General features: G+C 72.8%; 22 protein-coding genes and 1 pseudogene. 10 read left to right on the forward strand and 13 right to left on the reverse strand.

What is annotated here, in order from left to right; translation table 11 throughout:
• Window positions 1-4: 4 nt before the first annotated feature.
• Window positions 5-484: a winged helix-turn-helix domain-containing protein gene (locus tag IEY98_RS18715; protein ID WP_189211679.1), complete on the reverse strand. Its 480-nt coding sequence runs from the start codon at window positions 482-484 to the stop codon at window positions 5-7.
• A gap of 275 nt (window positions 485-759) precedes the next feature.
• Here IEY98_RS18715 and IEY98_RS18720 point away from each other — a divergent pair, with 275 nt between their 5' ends.
• Both IEY98_RS18720 and IEY98_RS18725 read left to right on the forward strand, forming a co-directional pair.
• Window positions 760-4,269: a carboxypeptidase regulatory-like domain-containing protein gene (locus tag IEY98_RS18720; protein ID WP_189211680.1), complete on the forward strand. Its 3,510-nt coding sequence runs from the start codon at window positions 760-762 to the stop codon at window positions 4,267-4,269.
• Between the two features lie 118 nt (window positions 4,270-4,387).
• Window positions 4,388-5,320: a sporulation protein gene (locus IEY98_RS18725; RefSeq protein WP_189211681.1), complete on the forward strand. Its 933-nt coding sequence runs from the start codon at window positions 4,388-4,390 to the stop codon at window positions 5,318-5,320.
• A 1-nt stretch (window position 5,321) separates the two neighbouring features.
• Here the strand turns inward: IEY98_RS18725 and IEY98_RS18730 are convergent, their stop codons facing one another.
• A complete protein-coding gene (locus IEY98_RS18730; RefSeq protein WP_189211682.1) occupies window positions 5,322-5,675 on the reverse strand; it encodes a hypothetical protein in 354 nt (117 codons plus the stop codon).
• A 140-nt stretch (window positions 5,676-5,815) separates the two neighbouring features.
• Between IEY98_RS18730 and IEY98_RS18735 the strand changes: the two genes are divergently transcribed.
• Window positions 5,816-6,127 carry a hypothetical protein gene (locus IEY98_RS18735; RefSeq protein ID WP_189211683.1) on the forward strand — a complete coding sequence of 104 codons (312 nt, stop codon included), beginning with the start codon at window positions 5,816-5,818 and terminating at the stop codon, window positions 6,125-6,127.
• Here the strand turns inward: IEY98_RS18735 and IEY98_RS18740 are convergent.
• The 3 genes from IEY98_RS18740 to IEY98_RS18750 all read right to left on the reverse strand — a co-directional run bounded on the left by IEY98_RS18740 (window position 6,124) and on the right by IEY98_RS18750 (window position 10,134).
• The gene (locus IEY98_RS18740; RefSeq protein WP_189211684.1) at window positions 6,124-6,969 is read right to left on the reverse strand and encodes an alpha/beta hydrolase-fold protein; all 846 of its coding nucleotides are present in this window, start codon (window positions 6,967-6,969) and stop codon (window positions 6,124-6,126) included. The genes IEY98_RS18735 and IEY98_RS18740 overlap by 4 nt on opposite strands.
• Before the next feature lie 178 nt (window positions 6,970-7,147).
• A complete protein-coding gene (locus tag IEY98_RS18745) occupies window positions 7,148-8,065 on the reverse strand; it encodes a bifunctional cobalt-precorrin-7 (C(5))-methyltransferase/cobalt-precorrin-6B (C(15))-methyltransferase (protein ID WP_189211685.1) in 918 nt (305 codons plus the stop codon).
• A gap of 182 nt (window positions 8,066-8,247) precedes the next feature.
• On the reverse strand, window positions 8,248-10,134 hold the full coding sequence (locus tag IEY98_RS18750; RefSeq protein ID WP_189211686.1) for an SAM-dependent methyltransferase: 1,887 nt from the start codon (window positions 10,132-10,134) through the stop codon (window positions 8,248-8,250).
• 75 nt (window positions 10,135-10,209) lie between these two features.
• On the opposite strand from IEY98_RS18750, the gene IEY98_RS18755 reads away from it, so the two are divergent.
• Window positions 10,210-11,352, forward strand: a complete 1,143-nt coding sequence (locus IEY98_RS18755; RefSeq protein ID WP_229787024.1) for an 8-amino-7-oxononanoate synthase — start codon at window positions 10,210-10,212, stop codon at window positions 11,350-11,352.
• 133 nt (window positions 11,353-11,485) lie between these two features.
• On the opposite strand, the gene IEY98_RS18760 is transcribed toward IEY98_RS18755, so the two are convergent.
• Together IEY98_RS18760 and IEY98_RS18765 are read right to left on the reverse strand one after the other, a co-directional pair.
• Entirely contained in the window at window positions 11,486-11,911 is a 426-nt protein-coding gene (locus tag IEY98_RS18760; RefSeq protein WP_189211687.1) for a GNAT family N-acetyltransferase, read from the reverse strand.
• A 12-nt stretch (window positions 11,912-11,923) separates the two neighbouring features.
• Window positions 11,924-12,721 (reverse strand): S1 family peptidase, encoded by a 798-nt coding sequence (locus IEY98_RS18765; protein WP_189211688.1) that lies wholly within the window; start codon window positions 12,719-12,721, stop codon window positions 11,924-11,926.
• 133 nt (window positions 12,722-12,854) lie between these two features.
• Here IEY98_RS18765 and IEY98_RS18770 point away from each other — a divergent pair, with 133 nt between their 5' ends.
• Entirely contained in the window at window positions 12,855-13,748 is an 894-nt protein-coding gene (locus IEY98_RS18770) for a M15 family metallopeptidase (RefSeq protein WP_229787025.1), read from the forward strand.
• Between the two features lie 901 nt (window positions 13,749-14,649).
• Here IEY98_RS18770 and IEY98_RS18775 read toward each other — a convergent pair.
• Complete coding sequence (locus tag IEY98_RS18775) at window positions 14,650-15,696, reverse strand: M48 family metallopeptidase (RefSeq protein WP_189211689.1); 1,047 nt, start codon at window positions 15,694-15,696, stop codon at window positions 14,650-14,652.
• Between the two features lie 104 nt (window positions 15,697-15,800).
• Between IEY98_RS18775 and IEY98_RS18780 the strand changes: the two genes are divergently transcribed.
• The 4 genes from IEY98_RS18780 to IEY98_RS18795 all read left to right on the forward strand — a co-directional run bounded on the left by IEY98_RS18780 (window position 15,801) and on the right by IEY98_RS18795 (window position 19,697).
• Window positions 15,801-16,928, forward strand: coding sequence for a VanZ family protein (locus IEY98_RS18780; RefSeq protein ID WP_189211690.1), 1,128 nt, complete (start codon window positions 15,801-15,803; stop codon window positions 16,926-16,928).
• A complete protein-coding gene (locus IEY98_RS18785) occupies window positions 16,925-17,461 on the forward strand; it encodes a YbhB/YbcL family Raf kinase inhibitor-like protein (protein WP_189211691.1) in 537 nt (178 codons plus the stop codon). The genes IEY98_RS18780 and IEY98_RS18785 overlap by 4 nt, the downstream gene beginning before the upstream one ends.
• A gap of 43 nt (window positions 17,462-17,504) precedes the next feature.
• Window positions 17,505-18,872, forward strand: coding sequence for a mycothione reductase (locus IEY98_RS18790; RefSeq protein ID WP_189211692.1), 1,368 nt, complete (start codon window positions 17,505-17,507; stop codon window positions 18,870-18,872).
• Window positions 18,873-19,016: 144 nt separating this feature from the next.
• The gene (locus IEY98_RS18795; protein WP_189211693.1) at window positions 19,017-19,697 is read left to right on the forward strand and encodes a FadR/GntR family transcriptional regulator; all 681 of its coding nucleotides are present in this window, start codon (window positions 19,017-19,019) and stop codon (window positions 19,695-19,697) included.
• A 4-nt stretch (window positions 19,698-19,701) separates the two neighbouring features.
• Here the strand turns inward: IEY98_RS18795 and IEY98_RS18800 are convergent, their stop codons facing one another.
• A complete protein-coding gene (locus IEY98_RS18800) occupies window positions 19,702-21,216 on the reverse strand; it encodes a cobyric acid synthase (RefSeq protein ID WP_189211694.1) in 1,515 nt (504 codons plus the stop codon).
• A gap of 50 nt (window positions 21,217-21,266) precedes the next feature.
• On the opposite strand from IEY98_RS18800, the gene IEY98_RS18805 reads away from it, so the two are divergent.
• On the forward strand, window positions 21,267-21,944 hold the full coding sequence (locus IEY98_RS18805) for an alpha/beta fold hydrolase (protein ID WP_229787026.1): 678 nt from the start codon (window positions 21,267-21,269) through the stop codon (window positions 21,942-21,944).
• Here IEY98_RS18805 and map read toward each other — a convergent pair.
• The 4 genes and pseudogenes from map to IEY98_RS18825 all read right to left on the reverse strand — a co-directional run.
• Window positions 21,931-22,788 carry a type I methionyl aminopeptidase gene (gene map / locus IEY98_RS18810; protein ID WP_189211695.1) on the reverse strand — a complete coding sequence of 286 codons (858 nt, stop codon included), beginning with the start codon at window positions 22,786-22,788 and terminating at the stop codon, window positions 21,931-21,933. The two genes, IEY98_RS18805 and map, sit on opposite strands and share 14 nt — an antisense overlap.
• 14 nt (window positions 22,789-22,802) lie before the next feature.
• Window positions 22,803-24,599: a penicillin-binding transpeptidase domain-containing protein gene (locus IEY98_RS18815; protein WP_189211696.1), complete on the reverse strand. Its 1,797-nt coding sequence runs from the start codon at window positions 24,597-24,599 to the stop codon at window positions 22,803-22,805.
• Between the two features lie 47 nt (window positions 24,600-24,646).
• The gene (locus IEY98_RS18820; protein WP_189211697.1) at window positions 24,647-25,495 is read right to left on the reverse strand and encodes a GNAT family N-acetyltransferase; all 849 of its coding nucleotides are present in this window, start codon (window positions 25,493-25,495) and stop codon (window positions 24,647-24,649) included.
• A gap of 57 nt (window positions 25,496-25,552) precedes the next feature.
• A pseudogene (locus IEY98_RS18825) lies at window positions 25,553-25,690 on the reverse strand (flavodoxin-dependent (E)-4-hydroxy-3-methylbut-2-enyl-diphosphate synthase); the annotation flags it as partial.

The following is a 25,690-nucleotide window of genomic DNA, read 5'->3' on the forward strand; positions in this document are numbered from 1 at the left end:
CCGGTCAGTGTGACGGAGCAGGCACCGCGAGCCGATAGCCGACGCCGCGCACCGACTCCACCCGGATGCCCGGCGTGCTCGCGCGCAGCGAGCGCCGCAAACGTTTGATCGCCGACACGACGGCCTGGCTGTCGCCCACGTACGTGCGGCCCCAGACGTGCTGGGTCAGCTCGGCGAAGGACCACACCCGGCCCGGCTCCCCCGCGAGGGTGACCAGCAGGTCGAAATCCCGGGCGGACAGCGGCAGCGGCGCGCCCGCCCAGGTGGCCTCGCGCAGCGCGGCGTCGAGCCGCAGCGCGCCGCACTCGACGATCCGGTTGATCCGGCCCTCGATGGCCGAGCGCAGCGCGTGCGCGTCCGGGACGTAGAGCAGGGCGACGCCGCCGCCCCCGGCGGCGGCGATGGCGGCGAGTTGGTCGGCGGAGGTGCCGACGCAGACCACCAGGGGTAACTCGGAGCCGTCCAGCGAGCGGAGAACCGTCACGCGCCACCCCCAGTGCCGACCGAACGTGAGTCCTTCACAACAACCGTCGCTCCCGCCGTCATTCCGTTACAAAGATCAGGGCCGTCCGACCGCGAATCGACCCGATACCGCCCCGGACGACACCTTCACCGCACCCGCGCTTTCCGGCAGCGTCGAGAGAACCGGCAGTCATCGCACGGCTACCGGAGGTAGACGCGCGCTACCCCCTGCAGCGCGCGGGATGGGAGCCACCCGCTTTGTCTCCACGACCCCACCGCGTCAGAGGGCGGACCTGGTTGGCCGCGGTTACCACCGCGCTCACCGCGTCCGCGCTGCTGACGACCCCGGCGCTCGCGGCGCCGACCGACGACAAGATCGAGCCCCAGCTGCTGCAGGCGCTCGACGCCAAGGACAGCACCGACTTCTGGGTGCTGTTCGGCGAGCAGGCCGACCTGGCGCCCGCCACCAAGATCACCGACTGGACCGCGCGCGGGCAGGCCGTGCTCGACGCCTTGCGCGGCACCGCCGACCGCGCGCAGGCGGCCGTGCGCGCCGACCTCGACGCGGGCAAGGTCGACTACGACTCGTACTTCATCGCCAACGCGCTCCACGTCAAGGGCGGGTCGCAGGCCCTGGCCGAGTCGCTGGCCAAGCGCGCCGAGGTCGCCGAGATCCTGGCCCCGCGCGCGTACTCGCTGCCCGAGCTGACGCCCGGCGAGGTCCAGGCGACCGTGGACGCTGTCGAATGGGGCGTCGCGGCCATCAACGCCGACGACGCCTGGGCCGACTTCGGCGCCCGGGGCGAGGGCATCGTCGTGGGCAACATCGACTCCGGGGTGCAGTTCGACCACCCCGCGCTGGTCGGGAAGTACCGCGGGAACAACGGCGGCGCGTTCGACCACCAGTACAACTGGTTCGACCCGAGCGAGGTGTGCCCGACCGCCGCGCCGTGCGACAACAACGGCCACGGCACGCACACCATGGGCACGATGGTGGGCGGCGACGGCGCCAACCAGATCGGCGTCGCGCCCGGGGCCAGGTGGATCGCGGCCAAGGGCTGCGAGAGCAACGGCTGCTCGGAGGCCGCGCTGCTGGCCTCCGGCCAGTGGATGCTGGCGCCGACCGACCTCGCGGGCCAGAACCCGCGGCCGGACCTGCGCCCGCACATCGTCAACAACTCCTGGGGCGCGTCCAACGGCTCCGCGGTGGACCCGTGGTACCGGGCGACCGTGCAGGCGTGGCGGGCGGCGGGCATCTTCCCGTCGTTCTCCAACGGCAACTCCGGCCCGAGCTGCAACACCTCCGGCTCCCCCGGCGACAACGTCGAGTCCTACGCGTCCGGCGCGTTCGACATCAACGGCGCGATCGCGTCGTTCTCCAGCCGGGGACCGGGCGAGAACGGCGACATCAAGCCGAACCTGGCCGCCCCGGGCGTCAACGTCCGCAGCGCCCTGCCCGGCGGGGCCTACGGCGCGAACAGCGGCACGTCGATGGCCGCGCCGCACACCTCGGCGACCGTCGCCCTGATGTGGTCGGCTGCCCCGACGCTGGTCGGCGACATCGCGCGCACCACCGAACTGCTCGACGACACCGCCGTCGACGTGGACGCCCTGACCTGCGGCGGAACCGTCGACGACAACCACGTCTTCGGCGAGGGCAAGCTGGATGCCCACGCCGCGGTCGACCGCTCCCCGCGCGGCCCGGTCGGCACGCTGGCGGGCACCGTGACCGACGCCGCGACCGGCACCCCGGTCTCCGGCGCGAGTGTCACCGTGACGGGCCCGAGCAACCGCACCCTGGCCACCGGGACCGACGGCGCGTACACCTCGACGCTCCCGGTGGGCGAGTACGCGGTGGCGGCCACGGCGTTCGGCTACGGCCAGGCGACCGGGACGGCCGCGGTCACCGAGGCGCAGACGGTCACCGTCGACCTCGCGCTGACCCCGGCCCCCCGCGACACCGTCTCCGGCGTGGTCCGCAACGCCCAGGGCGGCGTGGTGGCGAACGCGACCGTGCAGATCCTCGGCACGCCGCTGGCCGCGGTCACCACCAATGGCGAGGGCGCGTACTCCATCGCCGACGTCCCGCACGGCACCTACCAGATCCGGGCCACCGCGGGCGGCTGCAACGACCCGCGGCAGGTGGAGCTGGTGGTCGACGGCGCCGAGGCGCTGGACTTCGAGCTGCCCGCGCGCGGCGACTCGTTCGGCCACCACTGCGTGCTGGAGCCCTCGTCCTATGTGGAGGGCGACACGCCGCTGGCGCTGACCGGCGACGATCAGGCGACCGCGGTCGACCTGCCGTTCGGCTTCTTCTACTACGGGGCCACCTACCGGCAGGCGCACGTGGCGACCAACGGCCACGTGAACTTCCTGGCCCGCAGCACCTCCTTCGGCAACACCGGCATCCCGGGCACAGCCGCGCCGAACGCGGCGGTCTACCCGTTCTGGGACGACCTGCTCATCGACGCCCAGAGCCAGGTGCTGACCAAGACCGCGGGCACGGCGCCCAACCGGTCGTTCACGGTGGAATGGCGCAACGCCACCATCTACCAGCAGACGACGACCAGGCTGGACATCTCGCTGACGCTGTCGGAGAACGGCGAGATCGCGATGAGCTACCGCAACCTCGACGCGGCGAACCCGCGCGAGACCGGCAACTCCGCCACCGTCGGCATCGAGAACGCGACGGGAACGGTGGCGCTGCAGTACTCGCTCAACACGCCCACCCTGTCCAACGACACCACGGTCCGGTTCAAGCCCCCGGCGTCGGGCACGGTCGCGGGCGAGGTCACCGACGCCAACGACCGGGGCGCGATCGAGGGCGCCGCCGTCAAGATCCTCAGCGGCGGGGCTACCGTGGCGACGGCGACGACCGGGGCGGACGGCCGCTACTCGATGCGCCTGCTCGCGGGCGACTACACCGTGGAGGTGTCCAAGCAGCACTACGTCTCCGCCACGGAGACCGTCGCGGTCGACGGCGACGAGTCGGCCAACTTCGCGCTGCGGACCCCGGGCGCGGAGCTGACCGGCGGCCCGCTGACCTTCCTCGGCGAGGCGGGCCAGCTCCGCTCGTCGACGGTCAGCCTGGCCAGCACCAGCGACCTCACGCTGGACTACACGCTGTCCAACGGCGCGTCGTGGCTGTGGGCGGTGCCGGGGACGGCCGCGGTGAAGCCGGGCGGCACGCAGGCGATCACCGTGCGCGTGGACCCGGTCGGCCTGACCCCCGGCGTGCACGAGAGCACGCTGACCGTCACGACCAACGCGGGCCGCACCCCGACCATCACCATCCCGGTGAAGCTCGTGGTCCCGGCCTACCGCAAGGGCCTGGACGTGGGCGGCGGCGGGCTGACCGACCGCAACGCCGACGTCTGGGTCGGCGACCAGGCCTGGCAGCCGGGCGGCTTCGGCTACCTCAGCGGCGGCCCGGTGGTCAAGAGCGGGAAGGCCATCGCGGGCACCGAGGACGACACGCTGTTCCAGACCCAGCGGGAGAGCCCGGGCGGCTACCGGTTCGACGGCCTGCCCGCGGGCACCTACCAGGTCGAGCTGGGCTTCGCCGAGCTGCGGGCCGGTTTCGTCCCCGGCCGCCGCGTGTTCGACGTGTCGGTCAACGGGACGAAGGTGCTGCCGCGCTATGACATCGCGGCGAGCGTCGGCGTCCTGACCGCGGACACCCACGAGTTCTGGGTGACCGTGCCCGAGGGCGGATCGATCTCGGTGGAACTGGCCGCGCTGCGCGGCAAGTCCGTGCCGGTGATCAACACCCTGCGGGTGACGCACCGTCCGGATCGGACGAGCTGACCGACCGGCGGCCCCCGACCCTGACCCGGTCGGGGGCCGCCGTCACCCGGACGGGGGTGATCTTCGCTGGTACCGTCGATTCCGCGACCTTCCCCCGGCCCGTGGAGGACACATCCCGATGTTCAAGCGCATGCTCGCCGCCTTCGGGGTCGGCGGGCCCTCGGTCGACACCGTGCTCGACACGCCCTCGGTCATGCCGGGCCAGCCCGTCGCGGGCACGGTCCGCATCCAGGGCGGCAGCGCGGACGTCACCATCGACCAGGTGGCGCTGTCGCTGGTCACCCGCGCCGAGCTGGAGCACGGCGACCACGAAGCCACCGGGCGCGCCGAGTTCCACCGCGTCGTCGTCGGCGCGGACGTGCGGGTGAGCGCCGACCAGCCGCTGGACATCCCGTTCCGGTTCGACGTGCCGTGGGAGACCCCGATCACCGCCGTCGGCCCGACGCCGCTGCCCGGCATGGTGGTCGGCGTGCGCACCGACCTGGTGATCTCCGGCGCTCCCGACAAGGGCGACCTGGACGCGCTCACGGTGCACCCGCTGCCGTCGCAGGACGCGGTGCTGGACGCGTTCGGCAGGCTGGGCTTCCAGTTCCGCTCCGCCGACGTCGAGGTCGGCAGGCTGCGCGGCGTGCCGCAGGCGCTGCCGTTCTACCAGGAGATCGAGTTCTTCCCGCCCCCGGCGTACCACGGCAGGATCACCGAGGTCGAGCTGACGTTCGTGGCCACGCCGCACGAGCTGCACGTCGTCCTGGAGGCCGACAAGCGCGGCGGATTCCTGCGCGCGGCCACGGACGTGATCGGCAGCTTCCGCATGGCGCACCAGGAGTCCGAGCGCACGGACTGGACGCCGGTGATCGACCGCTGGCTCGCCCAGATCGCCGCGAGCGCGGCGAACCCGGCCTTCGGCGGGCACCACGACCCGCGCCACCACCGGCGCGGTCCCGGCATGGGCGCCGTCGTCGGCGGCGCGGCCGCAGGCCTGGTCGGCGGCATGATCCTCGGTGACATGCTGGGCGACATGGGCGAGGACGGCGGCGACTTCGAGGAGTGAGTCAGCCCGCGGTCCGCCACAGCCCGTCGATGCCCTCCACCCCGGAGCGGGCGTCGATGTAGAGCAGCGCGTGCAGGGCCATCGTCCACGGCGAGACGACGGTGGCCACCAGCACCGACCCCAGCGACTCGGCGAGCGCGGACCCGCCGCTGATCGCCTCGAACAGCATCAGCGTCGGCGCGCGCAGCGCGACCCCGGCGACGCTGGCGATGAGCGCGACGACGAACACCCGCCACCAGCCGCCGGTGCCCTCGTGCACGAGCGCCTGCGACCGGCGCAGCGCCGCGACCGGCGACACCCGCTCGACCACGGCCGCGGACGGCGCGAGCATCAGCGCCACGCTCAGATACAGCACGCCCACCAGCAGGGGGCAGGGCGAGCACGAGCCCCAGGGGGCCGAGCTTCGTCGTCAGCAGGCCGAGCGCGCCGAGGCCGCCGATCAGCAGGCCGGTCAGCACGGTCACGCCGACGAGCGCGGGCAGCGCGGACGCCCCGGTGCGCAGCGCGAGCCGCGCGCTGGTGGCGTGGCCGAAGACCGCGCGCGGGACCACCACGTTCACCACGGCCGCGAGGACGATGCCGACCAGGCCAGCGACGCCGAGCCGGACCAGGTTCTCCAGCAGGGGTGACGGTTCGGCGACGGCGAGCAGCGCCCAGGCCGCGAGCTCGGCGGACACCGCGACGCCGAAACCGACGCCCAGCAGCGCGCCCGGGTGGCGGCGCACCGCGTCGACCGATCCGCGCAGCAGGTCGGGGATGGTCAGCGGGCGCAGCGGGACGATGCCCAGGCGCACCTCGGTCATCTAGAGGTGCTCGCCGACGTACTTCAGCGCCTCGGGCAGTGCCTTCTTCCAGTACGCGGCGTTGTGGCCGCCCGGAGCCCAGTGGCCCTTGGCGCCGACCTTGCCCGCGAAGTCCTTGGCGGTGTCCAGGAACGCCTCGTCCTCGGTGCCGCACCAGACGGCGACCTTGAGGTTGGCGAACTCCCTCGGATGGCGCAGCGGCTCCTTGGCCTCCCACTGGGCGCGGCTCTCGAAGTCCTTGGACTGCTCGGCGAACGCCCAGCTCTCGTACAGCGTCGGGCTGATCGCGGCGACGACCTCGATGCCGGTGCTCTTGCGGCCGTGGTTGAGCGCGCCCACCGCGCCCTCGCCGATGCCGACGGCGGCGAACGGGGTGGTGGCCAGGTCGTGGTACTCCAGCCACTCGGGGAGGTCCTCCTCCAGCATCCGCATCGGCTCGTCGTCCTTGTCGCCGATCCAGTTGCCGCCGTCGGCAGCGGCGATCGCGAACGGCACGCTGCTGTAGCGCACCAGCTCGGTCAGCACGTCGGGCACGCCGAGGTCGAGGAAGGAGCGCGCGCCGCCGACCTTGTCGTGCAGCGCCACGCACACGGGGATGGGGCCCGGCGGGATGCCTGCGGGGCGGATCAGCACGATGTCGACGTCGCGGTAGCGGCCTGCTGCGATCTTGCGGTCGATCGTGACCGGCTGGGATGTCGAGGTCGGCGGCTTCGTCAGGGCCAGCTCGTTGCGCGGATCGACCTCCGGGGTCTTGGCCTGGCAGCCGGTCAGCAGACCCGCGCCGACGCCCAGCCCGCCCAGCAGGGCGGCCCGGCGGGACAGCCGAACATTTCGCACAGTGTTCACAAGTTCTCCGCTCGTCACGGACCCCTCGGGCGATCTTATGGGGCTACCGCCCGCCCCCGACCAGTACCACGGACAAACCTCACTAATCGGGAGCGCTCTCTCATCCGTCTGCCACAAGGAGCGCACATTACCTGCTCGCATAGCGAACAGAATGTGCCGTTTGGATCAATCGCGTACGTCATTCGGCGGCTTCCGGGTCGATTCGCGCGCCCCAGACCAGGAAGGAGGACTCCGCGGGGCGCACCATCGTTCCCCCATCCGGCCCATCCCCGAACCCGGCAGCGCTGAGCTGACACCCGTCGACGGCGTACCCGGCCCCGGCCAGCGTCGTGCGCACCATGCCCAAGTGGTCTAGTTCCGACACCATCACGACGACCCGGTCCGCACCCGCGCCCGCGCAGGCGCGCACGAGATCGGGGGTGGAGCGGGCGAGGAAGACGGCGTCCGGCTTGGGCAGCGCGCGCAGCGCCCGCGGCAGCTCACCGTCCTCCAGCCGGACGTCGACACCGTGCGCGTTGGCGTTGGCCACGATCCGCACACACAACGCGGCGTCCCGCTCGACCGCGACCACGGCGGCGCCGAGCATCCCGGCCTCGACGCCGAGCGCGCCCGAGCCCGCGCAGACATCCCACACGAGCACCCCGGGGCGCGGGGCGAGGCGGGCGAGCGCGAGGGCGCGGACGTGCTCGGGGATCCAGTGCCCCTCGCGGGTGGCGAACGCGGTCATCGGCAGCGCCCATCCCCTGCCGTCGCCGTTCGGCTCGCCGGCGATCCAGCGGTGGGTCTCGCGGGTTTCGAGAGAACTGAGGCAGAGCACGAGATTGGGCGTGCGCCAGGCTTTCCGCTCAGCCTCGGTGACGTCCACAATGGAGAGTTGCTCGGTCTCCCCGCCGACGTTCTCCAGCACCGCCAGATACCGGTGCCAGCCGACCAGCTCGCGCGCCAACTCCGCGGGCCCCGCCCCCGGCGCCGTCCGCACCATGACGGCAGACCGCGCCCGACAGACGTTGACCGCCCGCCGGAAGTCCCGCCCCTCGGCCTCCACGACGGTGATCTCAGCCCACGGCCGCTTGACCATCTCGGCCAACCTGGACATATCGGACACGGATCCCGCCATGGCCCATTCGACCACGCCACCCGCCCCCAGGGAAACCGGCCAATCCCCATTCCGAAACGATTGCGCCGATTTCCCCAGATGATGCCATCATCCCCGTGATCGCGTCATATGTTCAGATCATTCGAACGATCATTCAGATGACGAGATCATCCACTCCAGCCTCAGGACTTCTTAACTCCCCGCTTAGCCCCAGCCCGAGCAGTCCGCTTCCCCTGCCCCCGCACCGACTTGGCCCCCCGCGAGCCCGCGTCGCCCGCAGCCTCCCCGACCCCAACCTCGCCGACCCCAACCTCGGCCTTCCCAACCCCGACGCCACCGGCCCCGGCGTCTCCGATTCCGAGTCCACCAACCCCGGCCTCTCCAACCCCGCCCCCACCAACCACCCGCTCCTCCGCAGACGCGCCCGCGCCCTGCAGGTCGCCCTGCCGCCCAGAAGGCTTCTCCTCGGCGCCCTGCCCGGAGGACCGATCAGCCGCCCCACCCTGCGCACCCGCGCCACCCGCCGCCCCCTGAGCGGACACCCCACTTCGCCCGGACAAGCCCCCGCCCGAACCTCCTTGACCGGAACCGCCTCCCGCCGCTCCCGCGGCGGCCGAGCCCTCACCCTGGCCTGACACCCCCTCACCGGAACCACCCGGCGCGGACACCGTCCCAGCAGAGCCGTTCTGCGCCGACAGTCCCGCGCCAGAACCACCCTGAGCGGCCCACCTACCCCCAACCCCCTGGCCCGACGCCTTCCCAGCGCCCCCATTCCGCCCCGCCGAAGCACTCTGAGCGGCCGACCCACGCCCAAGCCCCTGTCCCGACGCCTTCCCAGCGCCCCCATTCCGCCCCGCCGAAGCACCCTGAGCGGCCGACCCACGCCCAAGCCCCTGCTCCGACGCCTTACCGGCAACGCCATTCCGCCCCGCCGACCCATCCCCAGCGGCAGGCTCCTGCTCCGAGGCGGTGCCAACAGCACCCGACCTCGACAATCCTGCACCCGAGTCGCCTTTCGCGGCCCACCTGCCCGCGCGGGTCTGCTCCGACGCCTTCCCAGCAGCACTGTCCCGTCCCGACAGCCGTCCCGCCGAGGCACCGTGGGCGGCCCACCCGGCCGCAGGTTCCTGCTCCGACGCCTCCCCGCCGCCATCCCGTCCCGAAGGCCGGGCGGCGGAGGCGCCTTGGGCGGTCCACCTGCCAGCCCGCACCTTCTCAGCAGCGCCGTTCCGCCCCGAAAACCGTGCCGTGGAAGCGGGCTCCGGCTCCTCCCGCACCGGCTCGGCGGCCTCGGCGCGGCGTTCGGCCCAGGTCTTGCGGGGTTCGTCGGTGGGCCTGCGCCAGGAGCGGGCGGTCCAGCGGGGGGCGGGGTCGTCGGTGCGGGGTTTGCCGGTGGTGCGCAGCGCGTCGCCGACGAGGAAGAGGGTGGTGCGCCACAGGTTGTGCTTCTTCACCTCGGCGACCAGGTCGGCGACGGTGGTGTGGATGATCGTCTCGTCCGGCCTGCTGACCTTGTCCGCCACCACCGCCGGAGTGTCGTCGGGGACGCCCGCCGCGGAGAGGGCTTCCACCAGGTCGGCGGTGCGGGCGGCGGGCGCGCGGACGGCGAGGGTCCGGTCGACCGCAGCCAGGGCGCGGATGGAGGCGAAGTCGGTTTCCACCGTCGTGATCGACACCGAGTCGATCGCGCCCGCCTCGAGCAGGGCGGTTCCCGTCGCCGAGATCGGGGAGACTCCGGGGACGACCTCGACGTCGAGGCCCAGTCGGGCGCACAGGTCCAGTTGCTCGCGCAGCCGAGGCGACAGCGCCGGGTCCCCGCTCACCAGCCGGACGGCAGCACCGCGCCTGCTGGCCAGTCGGCGGTAGTGCTCGGCGATCTCGTCAGGGCCGAGACGGGCGCAATCGATCAGTTCCGCGTCGGGTCCGGTGTGCTCGCGCAGCCAGGTGGGATCGGTCACCCCCGAGGCGTACAGCACGAGGTCCGCGTCGGCGATCCGCTTGGCCCCGCGCAGGGTCAGCAGGTCGGCAGCGCCCGGTCCGGCTCCCACGAAACTCACCGTGCCACGCATGCGCCGACCGTATCGTTCCGCGCGCGGCCGACCCGGACGCGGGTCCGGCCTCCCCGCGGTGCGAGACTCGCGGGCGTGAGCGACACCGTGTTCGACTGGCTCGACGCCCACGCCGAGGATCGGCGCAAGGCGGGTCTGGCCAGGCAGCTGCGCCCGCGCACGCCCGACAACGGCGTGCTCGACCTCGCGGGCAACGACTACCTCGGCCTCGCGCGCGACAAGCGCGTCACCGGCGCGGCGGCCGCGGCGGCGCTGCGCTGGGGCGCGGGATCGACCGGGTCGCGGCTGGTCACCGGCAGCACCGAGCTGCACGCGGAGCTGGAGTTCGAGCTGGCCCGCTTCTGCGGCACGCAGGCCGCGCTGGTGTTCTCCTCCGGCTTCGCCGCCAACCTCGGCGCGGTCACCGCGCTGTCCGGTCGCAACTGCTCGATCGTCACCGACTCTGCCATCCACGCGTCGCTGATCGACGGCTGCAGGCTCTCCCGCGCCGAGATCGCCGTCGTCGGCCACAAGGACCCGGCCGCAGCCGAGCGCGCCCTGGCCACCCGCCGCACCGAGCGCGCCGTCGTCGTGACCGACACCGTCTTCTCCGTCGACGGCGACCTCGCCCCGCTCCCGGACCTCATCACCGCCTGCCGCGCCCACAACGCCGCCCTGATCGCCGACGACGCCCACGGCCTCGGCGTCCTCGGCGACGGCGGCCGCGGCGCCGTGCACGCCGCGGGCCTGGCGGGCGCGCCGGACGTGGTCACCACGATCACCCTGTCGAAGTCCCTGGGCGCGCAGGGCGGCGCGGTCCTCGGCCCGCGCCGCGTGATCCGTCACCTGGTGGACAACGCCCGCAGCTTCATCTTCGACACCGGCCTCGCCCCCTCCAGCGCCGCCGCCGCGCTGACCGCGCTGTCGATCCTCAAGGAGGAACCAGACCGCGCAGAACGAGTGCGCACGGTCGCCGTCGACCTGGCCAACCGCCTCCGCGCCGCGGGCCTGCACGCCAGCGAACCGGAAGCCGCGGTCGTGTCGGTCCGCGCCCCCTCCCCGGAAGCCGCCCTGCGCTGGTCCGACGACTGCCGCGCCGCAGGCATCTGGGTCGGCTGCTTCCGCCCCCCGTCGGTCCCCGACCAGATCTCCCGCCTCCGCCTGACCGCCCGCGCCGACCTCACCGAATCCGACATCACCCGCGCGGTCCAGGTGATCACCGACCACGCCCCCCGCTGACACCACGCCCACCCAGCCGGCCATTGATGGCAGATACCGCCCGAATCCGCGCCCACGAGGTTGTCCACACCCGACCAATCGCAGCGGCACCCCCTCTCCCCCACCGGATAACCTGGCGGCGGGGGGCCGGACGTCACCTGCGGCGGCGCATGGCGATGTGCGGGATGCCGTCCTCCAGATAGGACTCGCCCTCGGGGGTGTAGCCGAAGCGGGCGTAGAGGCCCTGGGCCTGGACTTGGGCGCCCAGGACGCTTTCGCGGTCGCCGATCCGGTCGACGGCGGCGGCCATCAGTTTCGCGCCGACGCCGGTGCCGCGGGCGGACGCGGCCGTGCAGACCCTGCCGACCCGGACGACGTCGCCCTCGTCGAGGAGGCGCAGGCAGCCCAGGACGTCCGACTCGGGGCGCCACCACAGGTGGACGGTGCTCTCCAGCAGGTCGCGGCCGTCCAGTTCGGGGTAGGGGCACTCCTGCTCCACGACGAACACGTCGACCCGGAGGCGGAGCAGGTCGTAGAGGTCAACGGTCGTTAGCGACGTTCCGGACGCGGCGTACAGCACGCCCCCGGTCTATCACGGCGCGGGCGTTGTCGGCGGCGCGGGTTCGAGGGCGGCGGCGATGTCGGCGGCGTAGGTGGACACGCGGGTGTAGACGCCGGGGTTGCCCGGCTCCGCGCAGCCCTCGCCCCACGACGAGATGCCGACCAGGGTGTCGTCGACGACCAGCGGGCCGCCGGAGTCGCCCTGGCAGGTGTCGACGCCGCCCTCGGGCAGGCCCGCGCACACCATCGGCTCGGGGGCGAAGTCGGCGTAGGCGGCGGCGCAGTCGTCGTCGGCGTAGAGCGGGACCTCGGCCTTGAGCAGGAACTGCGAGGACTCGCCGCCCGCCGACGTCCGGCCCCAGCCGAGGATCGTCGCCATCTCGCCCGCGGCGTACAGCGGGTCGGAGTCGGCGCCCGCGATGGGCAGCAGGCGGTAGGGCAGCGGGTCGGCGAGGGTCAGGACGGCGACGTCGTAGCCCTCGGTCACGCTCCGGTACTCGGGGTGGACCCAGGCCTCCGTCACCGGGCGCACCTCGCCCGCGGTGGCCTCCTTGTCCTCCCGGCCGCCGACGACCTTGATGTCGGTGACGGCGAAGGGCGTGACGCAGTGCGCGGCGGTGACGACCTTGTCCGGCGCCACCAGGGTGCCGCCGCAGTACTGGCGACCGTCCGGGTCGGCGAGGAACACGACGTAGGGGTGCTTCGCGATGGAGGCGCGGGACCCGCCGACGATGTCCTCGCCGGCGTCGGCGACGAACTGCGCGAACATCGCGGCCAGCACGGCCAACGCGGCGGCGACGCCCAGGATGCGGCGGCTCTTTCCGCCCATGGCTGCTCTCCTGTCGGGGGATCGACAACGGTCCGTGCTTCTCGGGACACGCTATGTCAACCCGTCGGTCCGCTGGTAGCGACGCCATGTCGCTCGAACGGGTGGACCTTGGGCGGTGCGGCATGCTGGACCTGTGCGCTCCCACCGCCTAGCCGCGCTCGCTGTCGCGCTCATCGCGCTGGCAGGCTGCACGACGCCCGCCGAGCAGCGCGCCCAGCGCAGTTCGGCGTCTCCCACTTCCCCTTCGGCGGCTTCCACTTCGCGGCCCGCACCGGTCTCGACGTCCTCGTCAGCCGCGTCGACCTCGTCGCCGGTCCCCACGACGACCCGCCCGGTGTGGGTGGTCGGCGCCAAGCCCCTCCCCCTGCGCCCGGACGGCTTCGGCCAGATCCTGCCCACCCCGCCCGTCCTGGCCAACCGCGCCTTGCCCACCACCGACATCCTGCCCCCGCCCCGGGACGACAAGTACGCCTCGACGATCGCCGCCGTGCCGCCGGATGTGCTGGCCCGCAGCACCTGGCAGCCGGAGTGCCCGGTGGCGGCGGCGGACCTGCGCTACCTGACGATGACGTTCTGGGGCTTCGACGGCCGCCACCACACCGGCGAGATGATCGTCCACAAGCGCGTCGCCGAGGGCGTGACCCAGGCCTTCGCCCGCCTCCACGCCATCCGCTTCCCACTCGAGGAGATGCGCGTCACCACCCGCCCCGAACTAGACCTTTACCCGACGGGCGACGGCAACAACACCACGGCGTTCGTCTGCAGGCCCGCGGTCAACCTCAAAACCTGGTCGGCACACGCGTCCGGGCTGGCCATCGACGTCAATCCGTTCTGCAACCCCTACATCCGGGGCGACCTGGTCCTGCCGGAGCTGGCGTCGTCCTATGTGGATCGGGGATGGCGGCGGCCGGGCATGCTGTACGCCGGTGATGAGGCCGTGCGCGCCTTCACCGCAATCGGCTGGTCGTGGGGCGGAAACTGGACATCACCGGTAGACATCCAACACTTCACCGCCACCGGCCGCTGAACGTTCCGGAGCGCGGCTGCCGGTAGCGGCGGGCAGTCCGGCGGTTAACGGGCTGGGCGGACGTCCTCGTCGGAGACTCCGGCAGCTAACGCAAGTCGCTGGGGGATGAGGTTGACGGTCGGCGGTCGGACCCTGGGGTTGGGAGGATGGGGGTCTGGGCCGAGCGCTGGGGGTGGGTTGGCGGCTGACCGCTGGAGTGGATTGGCGGCCGAACGTTCGGGTCGAGAAGTCAGCGGACTGAGCACCAGAGTGGATCGACGGCCGGGCCACTGGCGCTGGTGGTGGCGCCAGCGGCCGAGCACCGGAGTTGCGGACGGGTCGGCGGACGAAGCACGAGTCGAGAAGTCAGCGGACTGAGCACCAGAGTGGGTCGGCGGCCGGGCACTGGCGCTACGGGGTGGGTCAGCAGTCGGACGCTGGGGTGGGTCAGCGGTGGGGCGCTGGAGTGGATCAGCGGTGGGGCGCTGGAGTGGATCAGCGGTCGGGCGGTGGAGTGGATCAGCGGTCGGGCGGTGGAGTTGGAGGGCTGGGTCAGCGGTCGGGGGCTGGGCTTGGGCGGCGGCCGAGCGCGGGCGTTGGGGTCGGGGTCGGCGGTCGGGCGTTGGGGTGGGGTTGGCGGTAAGGGTGGGTGGGGCGGTGGGGTGGAGTGAGCAGCGGGGCAAGGGCAAGGGTGCGGGAGGGTCGCGGCTGGCCGTTGGCGTTGGTGGGGTGGCACCGACGCCTGCGGCCCTGCCGCGACCCTGTAGGACGAGGGGCGCCTTGGGCGGGTGTGGCCGCTACCGCGGTGGCTCCGTCGTGGGTCGTTGAGGGTGGTTGTGGACAGGGCTCGGCCCGATGGGTGGGACATCGGGCCTGCGGTCTGCCGCATCCGTGCGGGGAGCTTGCTCCCCGAGCGGGTGGGTCAGGTGCCGTTGGAGTCCCGGGAGGTGCCGAACCTGCTGAAGACCTTGCCTGCGGCGTCGGTTACGGCGCCGCCTACGTCGCTGAGGATCTTCATGAGGGGGTCGGTGGAGTTGGCCATGGAGTCCTTGTAGGACTTGGCCGCCGAGCGGAGGTCGTCGGTGAAGTTGGCGGAGCCGCTGTCGTCGTCGCGGCGTTGGTAGGTGCCGGTGAGGATCTCGCGGTATTCCTCGCTCGCGGCCCAGCGCTGGAGTTGGGCGGCGCGGACGACGGCGAAGGGGTGGCCCATGGTCTCGACGTTGCGCAGCTTGTGGATGCTGTCGCGGACGTCGTCCACGTTCTCGTACTCGCTGGCCTGTTGCAGGAACGACGGGATGTCGATCTGCGACAGGTCGGTGCCGCCCGCCAGGTACACGTGGGTGCGCAGGGCCGCGGCCGGGTCCTGGCCGCAGAGCAGGCCCGCCCGGTCGCAGGTGAGCTCCGCCTTGCGGAACCACTCGCGCAGGGCGGCGATGACCGCGCGCAGGCCCAGCGCGCCCATGGGCACGAACGCCACCGTCTGCTGCAGGTTGAGCAGGCGGATCAGCAGCGTGCGCAGCACCGCATGGCCGGACAGCACGTGACCCATCTCGTGCCCGATGACGAACCGCAGGCTCTCGGTGTCCAGGGCCTCCACCAGGCCCGTGGTCAGCACGATGAACGGCTCGTCGATGCCGATCGTCATCGCGTTGGCCACCGGGTCGCGGGCGACGAAGACGTTGGGCACCCGCTCGATGTCCAGCGTCTCGGCGCACTCGACGCGCATCTGGTTGATCCTCGGGTACTGCTTCTCGCCCACCCGGATCGCCGAGGCCAGCGCCATCAGCCGCTCGCCGCGCTCGGGGAACAGGCCCGCCACGCCCTTGAGCACGTCGCCCACGCCCGGCACTGCCCGCAGCGTGGCCATGGCGCCGCGGTCGGCCGGGTGCTCGTAGGCCCTCGGGCTGATCCGCGGGAAGCGGACCCTGGTGGAGCGCGACACCTCGTCGGCGCCCTGGTTCTCGGTCATCGTTCCTCCTCGTCCTGAATCCCACAGTAGGCGGATTCGCCGGGACGGGTGGTCGTTTATCCACAACCCGGCCGGACGCCCTGGACGCTCGTAGATTGCGTTCCGTGAGCGATCCGGGCGTATCCGCACTGTTGGCGTTCATCGGCGGGACCGCGCTGGCCGCGCTGCTGGTCGTGCCCTACATCGCCTGGAGCTACCGCAAGCGCGGGCGATTCGGGCCCGGCCACGCGGTCCTTGCCTTCGGCATGCTGGTCTACGCGCTCGCCCTCTGGACCTACACGCTGCTGCCCGTGCCGGACACGACGCCCGAGTGGTGCGCCCGGAACGCGGTCCGGGTTCCGCAGCTGGACCCGCTGCGCTTCATCGCCGACTTCCAGGAGGAGCGCATCGGCAGCGGGCTGGGCGCGACCCTGCGAAACCCCGCTCTCCAGCAGGTGGTGTTCAACGTGGCGCTGTTCGTGCCGATGGGCATGTTCGGCAGGCACATGCTGCACCGCGGCCTGCCCACCGTCATCGCGATGGGCGCGCTGACCTCGCTGTTCATCGAGTTCACGCAGCTCACCGCCGTCTGGGGCCTGTTCGCCTGCCCATACCGGCTGTTCGATGTGGACGATCTGATCGCCAACACCGCGGGCGCGGCCATCGGCTACGCGCTGGCCCCGCTGCTGCGCGTCGTCCCCGGCCAGCGCGTCGAGGCTCCGCCGGGCGAGCCGCGCCCGGTCACCACCGGACGCCGCCTGCTCGGGATGGCCGTCGACGTCGTGTCGGTGACGTTGCTGGGCGGCCTGCTGTCGGTCGCTGCCAACGCGCTGTGGATCTACGGCTTCGGCGCCGTCACCGCACCACAGCACCTGCACTGGCTCCTCAACTACGCCCTGCCCGTCGGCCTGCTGCTCCTCGTCGTCCCGCTCGCGGGCAACGGCGCCACGTTCGGCCAGCGCGTCGTCCTGATCAACCCGGTCGGACCCGACGGCGGCAAGCCCGGGATCGGCCGGATGCTGGTCCGGTTCGCGGTCGGCTCCGGCGGCTACTTCACCCTCGACGCGCTCGGCCTCGGCCTCCCGGCCGTCGCACTGCTGCTGGTCAGCGCGGTCGCGGCAGGCTGGACGCGCGGGCACCGCGGCCTCTCCGGCGCGGCCGCGGGCCTGCGGCTGGTCGACACGCGGGCCGCGAACGCCCGGACTAGCCTGGTCGCCGAAGATCGCAGGCCAGCCCCGGAGGAATCCCCATGAGCCTCGACCGCCCGGTCGCGCCCGACCCGTACGCGCTGCTGCCGAAGGTCGGCACGTTCACCGTGACCTCGACCGACGTCCGCGACGGCGAGCTGACGGACCTGAAGCACGTGCACACCTCCGCGGGCGGGGAGAACGTGTCCCCGCAGCTGTCGTGGAGCGGCGCGCCGGAGGGCACTCGCAGCTATGTCGTCACCTGCTTCGACCCGGACGCGCCGATCCCGGGCGGGTTCTGGCACTGGATCGCGGTGAACCTGCCCGCCGACTGCACGGAGCTGCCCTCGGGCGCGGGCAAGGACGACGCCTCGCTGCCCGGCGACGCCTTCCACGTCCGCAACGACATGTCCTCCCGCGACTACGTCGGCGCCGCGCCGCCGCAAAACGACCAGGACCACCGCTACTACTTCGTCGTGCATGCCGTGGACGTGGACAAGCTCGACGTCGATGAGAACGCCAGCGCCGCCGTGGTGAGCTTCAACCTGGCGTTCCACACCCTGGCCCGGGCGATCATCACGCCGGTCTTCCGGCACTGACCCTCGGGAATGCCGGGGCCGGGCGCCGGGGTTGGATGGGGTTGTGCGCCACTTCGACCTGGTGATCGTCGGCACCGGCTCCGGCAACTCCCTGCTCGACTCCCGCTTCGCCGACTGGGAGGTCGCGCTCGTCGAGCGCGGGACCTTCGGCGGGACCTGCCTGAACGTCGGCTGCATCCCGACCAAGATGTACGTCCACGCCGCGGACCTGGCGGCCACGCCGGAGCACGCCGGACGCCTCGGCGTCGACCTGGCCCTGGACGGCGTGCGCTGGCCGGAGATCCGCGACCGGATCTTCGGCCGCATCGACCCCATCGCCGCCAACGGCGAGCGGTACCGCCGCGACCACCCCGACAACGCGCACGTCAGCGTCTACACCGGGACCGCGCGGTTCACCGGCGAGCGCAGGCTGGAGATCGACGGCGAGACGATCACCGCGGACCGGGTCGTGCTGGCCGCGGGCAGCAGGCCGATGGTCCCCGCCGTCCCCGGCCTGGCCGACGTCCCGTTCCACACCAGCGACACGATCATGCGCCTGGCTGCCCTGCCCCGGCGGCTGGCCATCCTCGGCGGCGGGTTCATCGCCGCGGAGTTCGCGCACGTCTTCTCGTCCTTCGGCGTCGAGGTGTCGCTGGTCGTGCGCTCGGACGGGCTGCTGCGGCGCGAGGACCGCGACATCAGCATGCAGTTCACCAAGCTGGCCGCCCAGCGCTGGGACGTGCGCCTCGGCCGCGAGCCCGAGCGCGTGGAGCGGCGCGGCGACGGCGTGCGGCTGCACCTCGACGACGGCGCGACCGTGGACGCCGACGCGCTGCTGGTCGCCATCGGCCGCACGCCCAACTCCGACCTGGTCAACGCCGCCGCTGGCGGGATCGAGCTGAGCCCGTACGGGTACGTGATGGTCGACGCCGAGCAGCGCACGACCGCCGAGGGCGTCTGGGCGCTGGGCGACATCAGCTCGCCCTGGCAGCTCAAGCACGTGGCCAACCACGAGGCGCGGGTCGTCCAGCACAACCTGCTGCACCCGGACGACCCGATCGAGTCCGACCACCGGTTCGTCCCGCACGCGGTGTTCACCGCGCCGCAGATCGCGTCGGTGGGGCTGACCGAGCAGGAGGCGCAGGAGCGCGGGGTGGCCTACGTGACGGCGACCCAGGCGTACTCGGGCATCGCCTACGGCTGGGCGATGGAGGACGGCACCGGCTTCGCCAAGCTCCTGGCCGACCCGCGGACCGGCCTGCTGCTGGGCGCGCACGTGATCGGCCCGCAGGCGGCGACGGTGATCCAGCCGGTCATCCAGGCGATGAGCTTCGGCCTGGACGCGCGCAGCATGGCGCGCGGGCAGTACTGGATCCACCCGGCCGTGCCGGAGGTGATCGAGAACGCCCTGCTGAACCTCCCACTGCCCTGACCTCGATCTTTGCCAACTCCCTGCTTGCGCCGGGACCGGGCATGGCACTCTGGACTCCCGCCACGTCCGCCGCGGCGGCGCCGGAGCCGCGGCAGCACGGACGTGGATGCCGTGTGGCGAACGCCTGAGTGAAGGGATTCTGACGTGCCGCTGGCCACTACCCGCCGGACCGGCCTGGTCGACCAGGTGATCGAGCAGATGCGGTCGGCCATCGCGACCGCGGAGTGGAAGGTCGGCGAGCGCATCCCGACCGAACCCGAACTGGTCACCGCCCTGGGCGTCGGCCGCAACACCGTCCGCGAGGCCGTGCGCGCCCTCGCCCACGCTGGCCTGCTGGAGGTCCGCCAGGGCGACGGGACGTTCGTCCGCGCCACGAGCGAGTTCTCCGGGGCCCTGCGCAGGCTCGTCGGCTCGGAGCTGCGCGAGGTCCTCCAGGTGCGCCGCATCCTGGAGGTCGAGGGCGCGCGCCTGGCCGCGGTGAACCGCACCGAGGAGGAGCTGCGCGAGCTGACCGAGGTGCTGAGCGCGCGCGAGAAGTCCATGGAGGCGCGCGACTACACCGTCGGCGTCGACAAGGACGCGGAGTTCCACGGCGCGGTCATGCGCTGCTCGCACAACACGCTCCTGACCGAGCTCTATCAGGGCCTCACCGAGGTAGTACGCGCCTCGGTGGCCACGACCGTGCGGGAGGCCCCGCACAAGGCGAACGTCGACCACCGCGGCCTGCTGCGCGCGATCACCGAACGCGACCCCGACCGCGCCGCCGCCGAGGCCGCGGGCTTCCTCGACGAACTCCTCGCCGAGCTGGCCGACTCGGACGCCTAGCCGCTCACGGACTCCCCGGAGGGAGGAACGGCAGGCCGGCGGGGGCGCCGTCGTCGATCAGGGCGCGGAGGGCCCGGGTGTCGAGATGGTCGGCGACCAGGTCAGCCAGCAGGTCCACCTGGGCGGCGCGCGTCTCGGCGAAGGACACCTCGCCCGGGGTGAACGACCGGCCCGCCAGGTCAGCGGCCCAGCGCAGGGCCTGCCGACGGACGGCGTCGTTCTCCAGCAGGCCATGCCAGTGCGTCCCCAGCACGGGGCCCGACACCGCGCCCTCACCCGTCCCGTCGGCCGTGGTCACCAGGGGCGATTCCGCGTTCCGGCGCACCCGGCCGTGATGGATCTCGTAGCCCGTCGCGGGGTGGCCGAAGGCGTGCCCGCTGGGACGGCCCAGGGTCTTCTCGGGGGCGAACTCCACCTCGACGTCCAACAGGCCCAGGCCGGGCGCCTCGCCCGAGCCGGACTCGACATCGTCGACGATCACCCGCCCCAGCATCTGGAAACCGCCGCAGATCCCCATGACCGGCCTGCCCCGGCGCGCGTGCGCCACGACCGCGTCCGCCAGGCCGCGCGAGCGCAGCCACGCCAGGTCCGCGACGGTCGACTTCGAGCCGGGCAGCACCACCAGGTCCGCGTCCGCCAGGCCCGCAGGCGAGGTCACGAACCGCACCGAGACGCCGGGCTCGCAGGCCAGCGCCTCGACGTCGGTGGCGTTGGAGATCCGGGGAAGGCGCACGACGGCCACCCGCAGCCACTCCGCGCCCACCGGCTCGCTCGGGCGGCCGACCACGCCGTCGGCGGCGTAGGACAGCGAGTCCTCCGCGTCCAGCCACAGCTCCTCCCGCCACGGCAGCACGCCGAGCACGTCGCGGCCCGTCAGGCCGCGCAGCTGGCGCAGCCCTGGCTCCAGCAGCGCCGGGTCACCGCGGAACTTGTTGATCACGAACCCGGAGATCAGCGCCTGGTCGGCCGCGTCCAGCAGCGCGACCGTGCCGAACAGGTGCGCGAAGACCCCGCCCCGGTCGATGTCGCCCACGACGATCACCGGAAGCCCGGCCGCACGCGCGAGGCCCATGTTCGCGATGTCCGTCGCCCGCAGGTTGATCTCCGTCGGCGACCCCGCCCCCTCGCACACCACCACGTCGTACTCCGAGCGCAGCGACGCCAGGGACGACAGCACCACGTCGAACAGCTCGGCCTTGCGCTCCCGGTACGACAGCGCCGAGACCGTGCCCACCGGCTTCCCCAGCACCACCACCTGCGACGACCGGTCCGACCCCGGCTTCAGCAGCACGGGGTTGAACCGCACCGACGGCTCCACCCCGCACGCGTGGGCCTGCAGCGCCTGCGCCCGCCCGATCTCGCCGCCGTCGAGGGTGACGAACGAGTTGTTGGACATGTTCTGCGCCTTGAACGGCGCCACCCGCACGCCCGAGCGCGCCAGCCAGCGGCACAGGCCCGCGACGAGCACGCTCTTGCCCGCGTCCGATGTCGTTCCCGCGACCAGCAGCGCCCCGGCCATCCGCTCCATCCTCTCCCCGGCTGTCGGCCGGGACTGCCATCATCGCCCCCATGCCCATCACCGCCGTCCTGGTGCACAGCCCGTTCCTCGGCCCGGCCAGCCTGCGCCCGCTGGCCGACGCGCTGGCCGCGCTCGGGCACCCGGCGGTGCTGCCCGACCTGCGCCCCAGCGTGGTCACCCCGCCGGTGCACCAGCGGCTCATCGGCGCGTTCGCCGACGTGATGTCCGACGCGCTCCCGCTGGGCCCGGTCGCCCTGGTCGGCCACAGCGGCGCTGGCCCGCTGCTGCCCGCCTTCGCCGAGGAGATCGACGACGCGGGCGGGCAGGTCCGCGGCCTGGTCTACCTCGACGCCGGGCTGCCGACGCCGGGCCGCAGCTGGCGCGACACCGTGCCCGCCGAGCTGTACGCGCGGTTCCGCTCCGTCAGCCCCGACGGCCTGCTCCCCCGCTGGCCCGACTGGTTCCCCGAGATCACCGTGGACCCCGCCATCGCCGAGGAGGCGCCGGAGGTCCCGATCGCCTTCCTCAAGGAGCCGCGCCCGTCGGTGGACTGGGAGGGCCCCTCCGGGTACGTCCTGCTCTCCCCCGCCTACGCCGACGACCTCGCCGACGCCCGCGCCCGCGGCTGGCCGACCCGGGCGCTGGACCTGCACCACCTGGCCGCCGCGACCGACCCGGAGCCGACCGCGGCCGCCGTCCTCGAGGTCCTGCTCGCTACGGCAGGGTGAGGATCTCCGCGCCGGTCTCGGTGACCACGATCGTGTGCTCGAACTGGGCGGTCCAGCTCTTGTCCTTGGTGGTGACCGTCCAGTCGTCGGCCCAGATGTCGTAGTCGATGCCGCCCAGGGTGATCATCGGCTCGATGGTGAAGGTCATCCCGACCTCCAGCTCGGTGGTGACGCTGGGCTCCTCGTAGTGCAGGATCACGAGTCCACTGTGGAAGGACTCGCCGATGCCGTGCCCGGTGAAGTCGCGCACCACGCCGTAGCCGAAGCGCTTGGCGTAGCTCTCGATGACCCGCCCGATGACGTTGAGCGCGCGGCCCGGCCGGACCGCCTTGATCGCGCGCATCGTCGCCTCGTGCGTGCGCTCGACCAGCAGCCGGGCCTCCTCCCGGACGTCGCCCGCGAGGAAGGTGGCGTTGGTGTCGCCGTGCACGCCGCCGATGAACGCGGTCACGTCGATGTTGACGATGTCGCCGTCCTCGATGACCGTCGAGTCCGGGATGCCGTGGCAGATGACCTCGTTGAGCGACACGCAGCACGACTTGGGGAACCGCCGGTAGCCCAGCGTCGAGGGGTAGGCGCCGTGGTCGAGCAGGAACTCGTGCACGACGGCGTCGATGTCGTCGGTGGTCGCGCCGGGCTTGACGGCCTCGCCGCCCGCGGCGAGCGCCTGCGCGGCGATCCGCCCGGCGACCCGCATCGCCTCGATGGTCTCCGGCGTCTGCACATACGAGCCGGTGTGGCGCTTGGGCGCGGGCTTGTCCACGTACTCCGGCCGCGGGATCGCGGGGGGCACGGGGCGGCGCGGCGACTGGACGCCGGGGGTCAACGGGGCACGAACGGACATGCCCTCCACCTTAATCAGCCCAGGCCGCCGAGGAATCGCCCACTGGCAGCGACCGCCGGGCCCGAGGTGCCCGCGTCGGTGACCAGGACCGCGAACGCCAGGTCGCCTCGGTAGCCGACGAACCACCCGTGCGAGTGGGTGCCGTCACCGAACTGGGCGGTCCCGGTCTTGCCGTGGGTGTCGGGGAAGCGGTTGAGCGCCGTCGCGGTGCCGCCGGTGACCACCTCGCGCATCATCTGCCGGATCGGGGTCAGTACGGCGGCGGGCAGCGGCTCGGGCGTCATGTTCGCCTGGGTGGTGGCGCCCTCCATCAGCGTCGGCGGCGTCAGCCGCCCGGACACCACGGTCGCGGTGACCACCGCCATGCCGAACGGGCTGGCCACGACCTTGCCCTGGCCGAAGCCGTCCTCGGCGCGCTCGACGATGTCGGTCGCGGGCGGCACCGACCCGGTGATGGTGGTGATGCCCGGGACCACGAAGTCCACGCCCAGGCCCAGCCGCGTGGCCATGTCGGTCAGCGTCGACGGCTGCATCTTCACCGCGAGGTCGGCGAAGGTCGTGTTGCAGGAGAACGCGAACGCCGAGTGCAGCGGCACCGTGCCCTTGTCGAAGCGGTCGCTGTTGGGCACCACGCGGCCGTTGATCGTCGTGGTCGGCGGGCAGGGCAGCGGGGTGTCGGCCTTGGCCAGGCCGCTCTCGATCGCCGCCGCGGCGGTCACGATCTTGAACGTGGACCCGGGCGGGTAGCGGCCCATCAGCGCGACCGGGCCCTCCTTGTCCGCCGCGGGGTTCTGCGCCACGGCCAGCACGTGCCCGGTCGACGGCTGGATGGCCACCAGCATCGCGGGTTTCTGCTCCGCCGCCAGCGCGCGCTCGGCCGCCCGCTGCGTCTTGGCGCTGAGCACGGTGCGCACGGCGTCGGCGGGCTCGGCGTCCTCGGCGAACAGCTCGGTCACCTCGGCGCCGTTGCTGTCGACGGTGTGCACCCGCCAGCCTGCCTTGCCCTCGACGACGGCCTCCACCTGGTCGCGGATCGCGGGCACCAGCGCGGGCGCGAAGGACTTGTCCGGGGCCAGCAGCCGGGTCTCGCTGGTGAAGCGCACACCGGGCAGCTCGTAGATCGCCGGGCGCACCTTCTGGTAGTCGGTCTCCCGCAGCACGACGACGGTGTAGGTCGCGGCCTCCGCCGCGCCGTCGAGGATCGACTGCTTGGTGATCGACCGGTCGATGCCCGACAGCGCGCGGGCCAGGCTCGCGGCCACCGCGTCCGGGTCGCCCGCCTTCGCCTTCTCGAACAGCACCGAGATCACCCGGATGGGCGACAGCACGGCCGTGCCGTCCCGGTCGAGCACGGGCGCCAGCGGGGACTCCAGCGTCTCCACGGCGAGCGACTGGCCCGCCGACAGCCTCGGGTGCAGCACGTTCGGCGCCCAGTGCACCTTCCACGCCTCGTCGCCCCGGCGCAGCTCGAAGGTCGAGTCGTAGGTCCAGAGCCTGCCTTTGCCCAGGTCCCACGTGATGGTGTACCGGGCGTCGCTCACCTCGCCGTCGCCCTCGGTCACCTCGACGACCGACGCGCGCACGGTCGACGGCTTGAGCTTGTCGCGGACCTGGTCCATCAGCGCCCTGGCCGACTCCGGGGAGTCGGTGTGCGCGGCCGCGGTGCCCGCGTCGCCGCCCGCGAAGGCGGCGAGGAACTGGGCGGCCACGTCCCTCGGCCCGGAATCCCCGCCGAAGAGGGTGCACGCGGTCAGCGGGAGCACGGCGATCAGGGCGGCGGCCAGCGCGGCGGGACGGCGGAGTGAGCGCACGTCCCGCAGTATGCCCGTTTCGCCGGGGGCGACGCGCCGCCGGACCGTCAGAACAACACGGTCGCGTACTGCCCGACCTGGACGAACCCGATCCGGCTGTAGACCGCCCGCGCGGGCGTGTTGTAGGAGTTGACGTACAGGCTCGCCGTCCGGCCCAGGCCCTCGACCAGCCTGCGGACCACCGCAGCGGTGCCCGTCGCGCCGTAACCGTGGCCGCGCTTGTCCGGGTGCACCCACACGCCCTGGATCTGGCCGACCGTGCGCGACATCGACCCGATCTCGGCCTTGTAGACGACCTCGCCGTTCTCGAACCGGGCGAACGCCCGGCCCGCGGCGATCAGCTCGGCCACCCGGGCGCGGTAGCCCGCGCCGCCGTCGCCGAGCCGGGGGTCGACGCCGACCTCCTCGATGAACATCGCGATCGCGGCGGGCAGGTAGCGCTCGATCTCGTCGGGCCGCACCGGGCGCACCTTGGGGTCCGGCTTGACCCTGGTCGGGCCGTTGATGGCCAGCAGCGGCTGGTCCTCGCGCACGTCGCGGGCCGGTCCCCACTCCGGGGCCAGCTCCGACCACATGCCCATGACCTGCTCGGCGGGCCCGACCAGCGACGAGCACAGCCTGCGCCTGCGGATCGCCCGCTCGGCGAAGGCGCGCACGGCAGACGGCCGCCCGGCCAGCGGCACCAGGTTGGGCCCGGCGAAGCACAGCGAGTCCAGCCTGCTGCCCGCCCGGATGCCGCAGCCCCACAGCTCGCCGCCGAGCCGCCACGGATCAACCCCCGCCGCCTCCACCCGGGAGGCGACCATGCAGGACGCGATGTGATCGGCGGCCAACACGGCCTTGACCGCCTGATTGTCCCGCTCGTCGAGCAGTCGAGCTCCCGCGAGGCGCAACATTCTTCAAGCGTGCCAGATTCACCCCGTTTGCGGGGAACGGCAATCGGGGAGAATCGATCAGGACACGGATACGGTAGGGGCCTCTCCCGGCTCCATGGTCTCCGCGAGGCGCATGGCCTCCTCGATCAGCGTTTCCACGATCTGGTGTTCGGGCACGGTCTTGATGACCTCGCCCTTGACGAAGATCTGGCCCTT

Origin of the sequence: Actinokineospora fastidiosa (assembly GCF_014648415.1) — a bacterium.
Taxonomy (GTDB): Bacteria; Actinomycetota; Actinomycetes; order Mycobacteriales; family Pseudonocardiaceae; genus Actinokineospora; species Actinokineospora fastidiosa.

What these genes read in the sequence shown, in the direction of transcription:
- IEY98_RS18725 (WP_189211681.1), top strand. Translation starts at nt 4,388, where the DNA reads ATGTTCAAGCGCATGCTCGCCGCCTTCGGGGTCGGCGGGCCCTCGGTC.
- IEY98_RS18745 (WP_189211685.1), bottom strand. Translation starts at nt 8,065, where the DNA reads ATGTCCAGGTTGGCCGAGATGGTCAAGCGGCCGTGGGCTGAGATCACC.
- IEY98_RS18750 (WP_189211686.1), bottom strand. Translation starts at nt 10,134, where the DNA reads ATGCGTGGCACGGTGAGTTTCGTGGGAGCCGGACCGGGCGCTGCCGAC.
- IEY98_RS18765 (WP_189211688.1), bottom strand. Translation starts at nt 12,721, where the DNA reads ATGGGCGGAAAGAGCCGCCGCATCCTGGGCGTCGCCGCCGCGTTGGCC.
- IEY98_RS18775 (WP_189211689.1), bottom strand. Translation starts at nt 15,696, where the DNA reads ATGACCGAGAACCAGGGCGCCGACGAGGTGTCGCGCTCCACCAGGGTC.
- IEY98_RS18785 (WP_189211691.1), top strand. Translation starts at nt 16,925, where the DNA reads ATGAGCCTCGACCGCCCGGTCGCGCCCGACCCGTACGCGCTGCTGCCG.
- IEY98_RS18800 (WP_189211694.1), bottom strand. Translation starts at nt 21,216, where the DNA reads ATGGCCGGGGCGCTGCTGGTCGCGGGAACGACATCGGACGCGGGCAAG.
- IEY98_RS18805 (WP_229787026.1), top strand. Translation starts at nt 21,267, where the DNA reads ATGCCCATCACCGCCGTCCTGGTGCACAGCCCGTTCCTCGGCCCGGCC.
- map (WP_189211695.1), bottom strand. Translation starts at nt 22,788, where the DNA reads ATGTCCGTTCGTGCCCCGTTGACCCCCGGCGTCCAGTCGCCGCGCCGC.
- IEY98_RS18820 (WP_189211697.1), bottom strand. Translation starts at nt 25,495, where the DNA reads ATGTTGCGCCTCGCGGGAGCTCGACTGCTCGACGAGCGGGACAATCAG.